The organism is Chamaesiphon sp. VAR_48_metabat_135_sub (genome assembly GCF_031418915.1).
In the GTDB taxonomy this organism is placed as follows: Bacteria; Cyanobacteriota; Cyanobacteriia; order Cyanobacteriales; family Chamaesiphonaceae; genus Chamaesiphon.
This window is the reverse complement of sequence record NZ_JANOJV010000085.1, coordinates 1-7,773: the sequence shown is the minus strand read 5'-3', so window position 1 is coordinate 7,773 and position 7,773 is coordinate 1. Positions and strand designations below refer to the sequence as shown.

10 protein-coding genes are annotated in these 7,773 nt (G+C 45.0%); 6 read left to right on the top strand and 4 right to left on the bottom strand.

Going from position 1 to position 7,773, the window contains the following annotated elements; genetic code table 11:
• From secA to RMO55_RS06730, 6 genes are all read left to right on the top strand, one after another.
• Positions 1-2,671, top strand: a 2,671-nt coding sequence (gene secA, locus RMO55_RS06755; protein ID WP_310425185.1) for a preprotein translocase subunit SecA, incomplete at its 5' end; no start/stop codon positions are given.
• Between the two features lie 98 nt (positions 2,672-2,769).
• Complete coding sequence (locus tag RMO55_RS06750; protein ID WP_310425184.1) at positions 2,770-3,219, top strand: GNAT family N-acetyltransferase; 450 nt, start codon at positions 2,770-2,772, stop codon at positions 3,217-3,219.
• Between the two features lie 259 nt (positions 3,220-3,478).
• A complete protein-coding gene (locus RMO55_RS06745; protein ID WP_310425181.1) occupies positions 3,479-3,682 on the top strand; it encodes a type II toxin-antitoxin system HicB family antitoxin in 204 nt (67 codons plus the stop codon).
• The gene (locus tag RMO55_RS06740) at positions 3,679-3,888 is read left to right on the top strand and encodes a type II toxin-antitoxin system HicA family toxin (protein WP_310425178.1); all 210 of its coding nucleotides are present in this window, start codon (positions 3,679-3,681) and stop codon (positions 3,886-3,888) included. The genes RMO55_RS06745 and RMO55_RS06740 overlap by 4 nt, the downstream gene beginning before the upstream one ends.
• Positions 3,889-3,907: 19 nt before the next feature.
• Complete coding sequence (locus RMO55_RS06735; protein ID WP_310425176.1) at positions 3,908-4,117, top strand: type II toxin-antitoxin system HicB family antitoxin; 210 nt, start codon at positions 3,908-3,910, stop codon at positions 4,115-4,117.
• The gene (locus tag RMO55_RS06730) at positions 4,110-4,337 is read left to right on the top strand and encodes a type II toxin-antitoxin system HicA family toxin (protein ID WP_310425174.1); all 228 of its coding nucleotides are present in this window, start codon (positions 4,110-4,112) and stop codon (positions 4,335-4,337) included. The genes RMO55_RS06735 and RMO55_RS06730 overlap by 8 nt, the downstream gene beginning before the upstream one ends.
• A 280-nt stretch (positions 4,338-4,617) precedes the next feature.
• Here the strand turns inward: RMO55_RS06730 and prfB are convergent.
• The 4 genes from prfB to RMO55_RS06710 all read right to left on the bottom strand — a co-directional run bounded on the left by prfB (position 4,618) and on the right by RMO55_RS06710 (position 7,533).
• A protein-coding gene (gene prfB / locus RMO55_RS06725; protein ID WP_310425172.1) for a peptide chain release factor 2 occupies positions 4,618-5,734 on the bottom strand; the annotation gives its coding sequence in 2 pieces (ribosomal slippage) (positions 4,618-5,658 and positions 5,660-5,734; 1,116 coding nt in all).
• Between the two features lie 52 nt (positions 5,735-5,786).
• Positions 5,787-6,083, bottom strand: coding sequence for a DUF3181 family protein (locus RMO55_RS06720; protein WP_310425170.1), 297 nt, complete (start codon positions 6,081-6,083; stop codon positions 5,787-5,789).
• Complete coding sequence (locus RMO55_RS06715) at positions 6,076-6,327, bottom strand: 2TM domain-containing protein (RefSeq protein WP_310425168.1); 252 nt, start codon at positions 6,325-6,327, stop codon at positions 6,076-6,078. Before RMO55_RS06715 ends, RMO55_RS06720 begins: the two co-directional genes overlap by 8 nt.
• A gap of 162 nt (positions 6,328-6,489) precedes the next feature.
• Positions 6,490-7,533 (bottom strand): 30S ribosomal protein S1, encoded by a 1,044-nt coding sequence (locus tag RMO55_RS06710; protein ID WP_310425165.1) that lies wholly within the window; start codon positions 7,531-7,533, stop codon positions 6,490-6,492.
• Between the last annotated feature and the right edge of the window lie 240 nt (positions 7,534-7,773).

The following is a 7,773-nucleotide window of genomic DNA, read 5'->3' as shown; positions in this document are numbered from 1 at the left end:
AACCACAGAATTCAAGCGCAGACTGGAGCAAGCGAATAATGATGAGGAAGAAAAAGAACTTCTCGACGAACTCCTCCCCGAAGCTTTTGCTGTAGTTCGCGAAGCTGGTAAGCGCGTCCTCGGTTTGCGTCACTTCGACGTACAAATGCTAGGGGGTATGGTGCTTCATGAGGGACAGATTGCCGAAATGAAGACTGGAGAAGGTAAAACTCTAGTGGCGACCCTTCCCGCCTATTTAAACGCCCTTACAGGTAAAGGCGTTCACGTTATCACCGTCAATGATTACCTGGCGCGACGGGATGCCGAGTGGATGGGACAAGTTCACCGCTTCTTGGGTTTATCGGTTGGATTGATTCAATCAGGGATGAATCCCCCCGAGCGGAAGAAAAATTATGGCTGCGACGTTACCTATGCGACCAACAGCGAGTTAGGGTTTGACTATCTGCGAGATAATATGGCTGAAGCAATGTCAGACGTTGTTCAGCGTCCATTTAATTTCTGCGTTATTGACGAGGTAGACTCAATCCTGATTGATGAAGCGCGGACACCATTGATTATTTCGGGACAAGTCGAACGTCCGACAGAGAAGTATCTCCAAGCAGCAGATATTGCCCGTGGTTTGAATAAAGAGAAGCACTATGAAGTCGATGAAAAGGCTCGAAATGTGCTGCTGTCTGATGATGGTTTTACTGAAGCAGAGCGACTTTTAGGCGTAACCGATCTTTATAACGAAGAAGACCCTTGGGCGCACTATATCTTTAACGCGATCAAAGCTAAAGAGCTATTTATCAAGGACGTTAACTATATCATCATGAACGATGAAGTGACGATCGTTGATGAATTTACTGGACGGGTACTATCAGGTAGACGTTGGAGCGACGGCTTACACCAAGCTGTTGAAGCCAAGGAAAAAGTCAAAATTCAGAACGAAACCCAAACGCTGGCTACCATTACTTATCAAAACTTCTTCCTGCTTTATCCCAAACTCGGCGGGATGACTGGTACAGCCAAAACCGAAGAAGTAGAGCTGGAAAAAACTTATAAAATCCAAGTGACGGTAATGCCGACCAATCGGGTACGTCAGCGGTATGATTTCCCCGATGTCGTCTACAAAACAGAAGAAGCAAAATGGCGCGCTGTCGCTCAAGAATGCTCAGAGATGCACAATACCGGACGACCTGTATTAGTCGGTACGACTAGTATCGAAAAATCTGAAATCCTCTCTACGCTTCTCCACCAACTGGAAATTCCCCATCAACTGCTGAATGCGAAACCAGAGAACGTCGAACGAGAATCCGAAATCGTCGCTCAAGCTGGACGCAAAGGTGCAGTCACGATCGCAACTAACATGGCAGGTCGTGGAACAGATATCATCTTAGGTGGTAACTCTGACTATATGGCACGTCTCAAGCTGCGGGAATACCTGATGCCCCGCGTTGTCGCCCCTGAAGATGATGGTAACTTCAGCCCCGCCACCGTCGCCGCCGCCCAACAAAGCAAAGCATCTGGCAAAGGTTTTGCACCTGGTAAAAAAGCCAAAACCTGGAAAGCATCCCCCGATATTTTCCCCACCGACATCACCAAAGAAACTGAAGCACAACTCAAAGAAGCTGTTAACTTCGCCGTCGGACACTATGGCGAACGCAGCCTCTCCGAACTTGACGCGGAAGAAGTCATCGCCGTCGCCTGCGAAAAAGCACCTACCGAAATCGAAGCCATCCAAAGACTGCGGGATGTCTATAAAGCCGTCCGCAAAGAATACGATGCTTTTACATCCGTCGAACATGACGAAGTGCTAAATAACGGTGGCTTGCATGTCGTCGGTACCGAACGCCACGAATCCCGCCGCGTGGACAACCAACTACGCGGTCGTGCAGGTCGTCAGGGCGATAAAGGCTCCACTAAGTTCTTTCTCAGTTTAAAAGATCCTTTGATGCAAATCTTCGGTGGCGATCGAGTCAGTGGCTTAATGGATGCCTTCCGCGTCGAAGAAGACATGCCCATCGAGTCCAAAATGCTCACCAACAGCCTCGAAGGTGCCCAGAAAAAAGTCGAAACCTACTACTACGACATCCGCAAACAGGTATTTGAATACGACGAAGTGATGAACAATCAGCGTCGCGCCATCTACGCCGAACGCCGTCGCGTCCTCGAAGGTCAAGACCTCAAAGAACAAGTGGTAAAATACGCCGAGCGGACAATGGACGATATCGTCAACGCTTACGTCGAACCAGACTTACCCCCCGAAGAATGGAACCTTGAAGGCTTAGTCTCTAAATCACGGGAATTTGTCAACCTCTTCAACGATTTGACCCCCGCCCAAATTGAAGACATGACCTACGACGAAATCAAGGTCTTCATGCGCGAAGAAGTCCGCCGCGCCTACGATATCAAAGAAACCGATATCGACAAAGTTCAAGCGGGACTCATGCGCCAAGCCGAACGCTTCTTCATCCTCCAACAAATCGACACCCTCTGGCGCGAACACCTCCAATCGATGGATGCTCTGCGCGAATCAGTCGGTTTACGCGGTTACGGTCAAAAAGATCCGTTGATTGAATACAAGCAAGAAGGTTATGAGATGTTCCTAGAAATGATGACTGACATTCGCCGGAATGTGGTCTACTCGATGTTCCAATTCTCACCGGAACGTCAAGCACAAGCAGCGTAGAAAGTTATCTCGATGTGATGCAATATCCCCGACTTCTTAAAGAAGTCGGGGATATGTCTTATAAGCTGATCGATCGACTAAAGTAATAAAATAAATATATGAAAATATCACAAAGAGCTGCCTCATTAGAAGATCTTGAATGGCTTGAATCATTTTACGAGTCAATCATGAGACCTTATGTCGAACTTACTCATAAATGGGATCGCACTAAATTTCGTGAATACTTTGAACCCAAAATAATCAAAATAATCCAAGCTGATGGTATCGACATTGGGATGCTCAAAGTCGAAGAAAGAGAAGGCTATATTTATCTTGGTGACATCCAAATCGATATCGCATATCGACGAAAAGGGATTGGTACACAATTAATTGAAACAGTAATTGGCTCTGGAAATCTAGTTAATAAATCCGTCCGACTTCGGGTACTCAAAGGTAATCCAGCTAAAGAATTATATCTCCGCTTAGGATTCAAAGAAATCCAAACAATCGATAACGCCTATATTCTGGAGAGAAAAGTGCGGAACCCAACGGACACACAGACATCTTAGAGATGTTTTGTTTCATTCTTCAACCCAATCTACCGCTGTCTGAACTATGATTAAAATGATTAACAGATAGACTACGATCGCCCTATAGAATTAATCATAGTTTATCATTTAATCATTCTAATCGCAGTTCAGACAATATCGATCGAACTCAGCTCGATCGAATAGATAATCGAGATATAATGGGTTTAGATATTCGATCGATCTATTCTTATGACTTCCCAACAATTTGAAGAACGCTTTCAACAGCTCGAAATACGATATGAACATTAAAGCAATTATTCATCCAGCAGAAGAGGGCGGCTATTGGGCCGAAGTTCCAGCACTTCCTGGCTGCATCACAGAGGGAGATTCAATCGAAGAAGTGATGGCTAACTTAAAAGATGCGATCGAAGGTTGGCTCGATGTTGCCAATAGTCGTAATATAATTGCACCAACAGATCGAGTTGTTGAAATTGCCGTATGAAATCTATTTCTGGTAAACAACTATGCAAGATTGTCGAGCAGAGAGGTTGGTATTTGCGAAGAGTGACTGGCAGCCATCATATCTACGATAACCCTGACGTAGAAGAAATCTTATCAATTCCCGTTCATCGTAATCAGGATCTCAAAATTGGCACATTGAAATCCTTAATGAAAATAGCCCAACTATCTGAAGAAGATATCATTTAATCTAACCTGATGTTAAAGTATGAAAATTCAAAATTTTACAGCGATCGTCTATAAAGAAGATGACATGTATATTGCCGAATGTCCAGAAGTTGGTACAGTTGACCAAGGCGAAACAATCGAGCAAGCAATTGCCGGATTGAAAGAAGCAACACGCCTATATTTAGAAGAATTTCCTTTACCTCAAACATCCCCTAGATTCGTCACTAATATTGAAGTTAGTTATGCCTAGAATGCCAAGGATCTCAAGTAAAGAAGCAATTAAGGCACTTGAACGTTTAGGCTTCGAGCAAGTCCGTCAAACTGGGAGCCATGTAGTGATGAAAAAGGAAACCGAAGAGGGCGAAATTGGTTGCGTTGTCCCTCTACATCGAGAATTGAAAGTTGGTATATTGAGCGGCATTCTCAAACAAGCACAGATATCGATCGAGGAATTTATTAATTTTCTCTAAAACTATTAATACGTTGTGAAAATATCACAAAGATCTGCATCTATAGACTATGATTGCTCTACAGAATTAATCATAGTTCATCCTTTAATCATTCTAATCACAGTTCAGACAATATTAATCGATCGAACTCACCTCGACCGCCTTGCGGCGCGCTTACGCGATCGATTAAATAATTGAGATATAATGGATTTAGGTATTCGATATATTGATTCAGCGACACTCCTTCACTACCCAAGAGATGTGCAAACAGCTTATAACAATCTTTCTTAATTGCGATCGACTACTCACTCACCATCTGATTTTCCTGACGTAAGTAAGCCTCGATAAACTCATCAATTTCACCATTCATCACGTCAGTAACGGCGGTTGTTTCTACACTCGTGCGTAAATCTTTCACCATTTGATAGGGATGAAAAACATAGTTACGAATTTGCATCCCCCAAGCAGCTTCGACAATATCACCACGAATTTCGGCGATTTCTTTGGTCTTTTGCTCTTGGGCGATAATTAATAATTTAGCCTTGAGAATTACTAATGCTTTCTCTTTATTCTGAAGCTGACTGCGTTCCTGAGTACAACGAACAGCGACACCTGTCGGCTTGTGAACGATGCGAACTGCTGTTTCTACCTTGTTCACATTTTGCCCGCCTTTGCCACCCGCACGGGTGGTGGTGATTTCCAAATCGGTATCGGGGATATCGAGTTGGACAGAGTTGTCAATTAGTGGCATTACTTCTACGCCCGCAAAACTGGTTTGCCGTTTATCGTTGGCATTAAACGGCGAAATTCTGACTAGGCGGTGGGTGCCTTTTTCACTGCGGAGATACCCATAGGCGTACTTCCCCTCGATTTCCAGAGTTGCTGATTTTAATCCAGCTTCTTCTCCTTCGGAGATTTCGGCAAGCTGGACTTTATAATTACGACTCTCCGCCCAACGGGTGTACATCCGCAGGAGCATTTCAGCCCAATCCTGGGCATCCGTACCCCCAGCCCCGGCATTGATTGTAAGAATTGCCCCCTTCGCATCGTATGTACCTGATAATAGCTGTTCTAATTCCCATCGATCGAGTTCTAAACTGACCTGAGATAGGTTCTCTTTTGCTTCTTGACCTAAAGCCTCATCTGGCTCCATTTCCATCAGTTCTAGGGCAGTCTGGGCATCAGATACACTGCTTTGCCACTGCTGAAACTGAGCGAGGTGGGATTTATAGTCATTGAGTTCTTGCATCGCTGCTTGAGCCACTGTTTGGTTCTCCCAAAACTCTGGCTGGGCGGCGACTTGTTCTAAATCCTGAATTTTAGCTGTCAGTGCAGGAACGTCAAAGATACTCCTGGGTCTTGCCCAGGCGATCGATCAGGATGTTAATATTGCGTTTGATATCTACTGGGTCAATCATTCTTTAAGTAATAAGTAATAAGTAATAACCTGTAGATATTGACACCAAACAGCTAAAGATTGCGAGCGTATTCTTGGAGGATGTCCATCAGTCGGGCTTGAGCGGTGACGGGGATGAGACTGAGCAGGGATGTTTTGAGTCTACCGCCACCAAGATCGATCGAGATATTGGTCAATACTTCGGTGAGTTTATCACCATTCAAACCATTATTCAGTAATGGGAATAATTGCTCGGCGACGGTGGTGTGGAGTTTGGCATCTTTGAGATACAGGTGCCATTTGGCGACATCGATATAGACTTTATCGCCGATTTCTGCTGCTAGATCTTCGATTTGTTGATTGTTAGCCATTAGAATTTGGGGAGTAATTGGCAATTTTGAATACGTATAAATAGTGTACCAATATTACTGATGCCCAGATGCCTGTCATCGCTGTCGCCCAACTCCAATTTGCTCGCAGGAAGATGTTAAAGAACCACATCCCAGAGTTGACAGAAGAAAATACAGCGACATGAGCGGCAAAAGTCCAGATATCGTCTAGTCTACGATATTCAGGGTCACTTCGATCGGGTTCGCGCGGCCATTTTGGAGGCATAATCTAGGGGATAGGGGATAGGGATTAGGGGATAGTGCTGACAGGGGGAAAAGGGAAAAGGGAAAGGGGGAAAGGATCGAGCTAAGTTATAAGTTAGAACAAGGTTTAATAAAAAGAGGGGCTAGCCCTCTGTTTATTATTTTAACAATTAGCGATCGAGAATTAGACAGTTTCTTCAGTGGCTGCTACTTCGATTTCTGGTGGAATTTCGGCTTCTTCCATCGCTGATGGAATTTCAATTTCTTCTTCGGCTAAATCGTCAATAGCTACGGTTGCGACTGGGATCTCGATCGATTCTAATGGTTGTCCAGATGCTTTGGCTAGTAACATCTCACGATATTTAGCTGCCATCTCATCGGCCATTTCATAGACACGATCGCGATTTTTGATCATATCACCTGGTTCTGGCTCCAATTGCTTGGTAGACAGAGAAATCCGTCCGCGCTCTGCATCGAGATCGATGATCATCACCTTGACTTCATCATTGACATTGAACACGCTATGAGGCGTATCGATGTGATCGTGAGAAATCTCGGAAATGTGTAGCAATCCGCTGACTCCACCGATATCGATGAAGGCACCGTAAGGCTTGATTCCACGTACCGAACCGATCACGACTTCGCCGACTTCGAGGCGATTCATCTTCCGTTCGACGAGGGCGCGACGGTGGCTGAGTACCAAGCGGTTGCGATCTTCGTCTACTTCGAGGAACTTGAGAGGGAGTTCTTCGTTGACTAATTCTTCTTTGGCTTTGCGAGTACTGATGTGGGAACCAGGGATAAATCCACGCAATCCTTCAATTCTGACTAACGCACCACCACGGTTGGTAGCAAATACTTGAGAGCGAACAGTAGCATCTTCAGCTTGCAGTTGGCGTACCCGTTCCCATGCCCGCATGTACTCAATCCGGCGGATGGAGAGGGTGAGTTGCCCATCTTCATTCTCATCGGTGAGGATAAAAAATTCGCGAGTCTCGTTAGACTGTAATACCTCTTCAGGTTGATCGACACGATTGATCGACATCTCCTGAATCGGGATGTAAGCAGCAGTTTTCGCGCCGATGTCAATCAGAGCACCCCGTGGCTCCAGGCTAAATACGGTACCAGCAACGACATCGCCAGGGCTAAAATGGTAATCGTACTTATCGAGTAATGCTGCGAAATCGTCGAGAGTGAAACCGATATCTACTGTTTTCTGACTGGCCATGCAATATTATAGTTTATCCTAGTGGTGATCTCTTCCGTCTTAATCCGCCTCCTATCGATGTACACGCACGTTGACTAAATTAAATCAGTTAATAATGTGTCGCCTACATCTACATATCTCGTTCGCCTAGCGTCCGCCATGCGGAATCGATCTCATCTGAGCGCGTCGAAGAGTTGATATTTAGAGTCCAAACATCGTATTTTAGCACACGATCGACCGATATTTCATCCTTGATGTCAT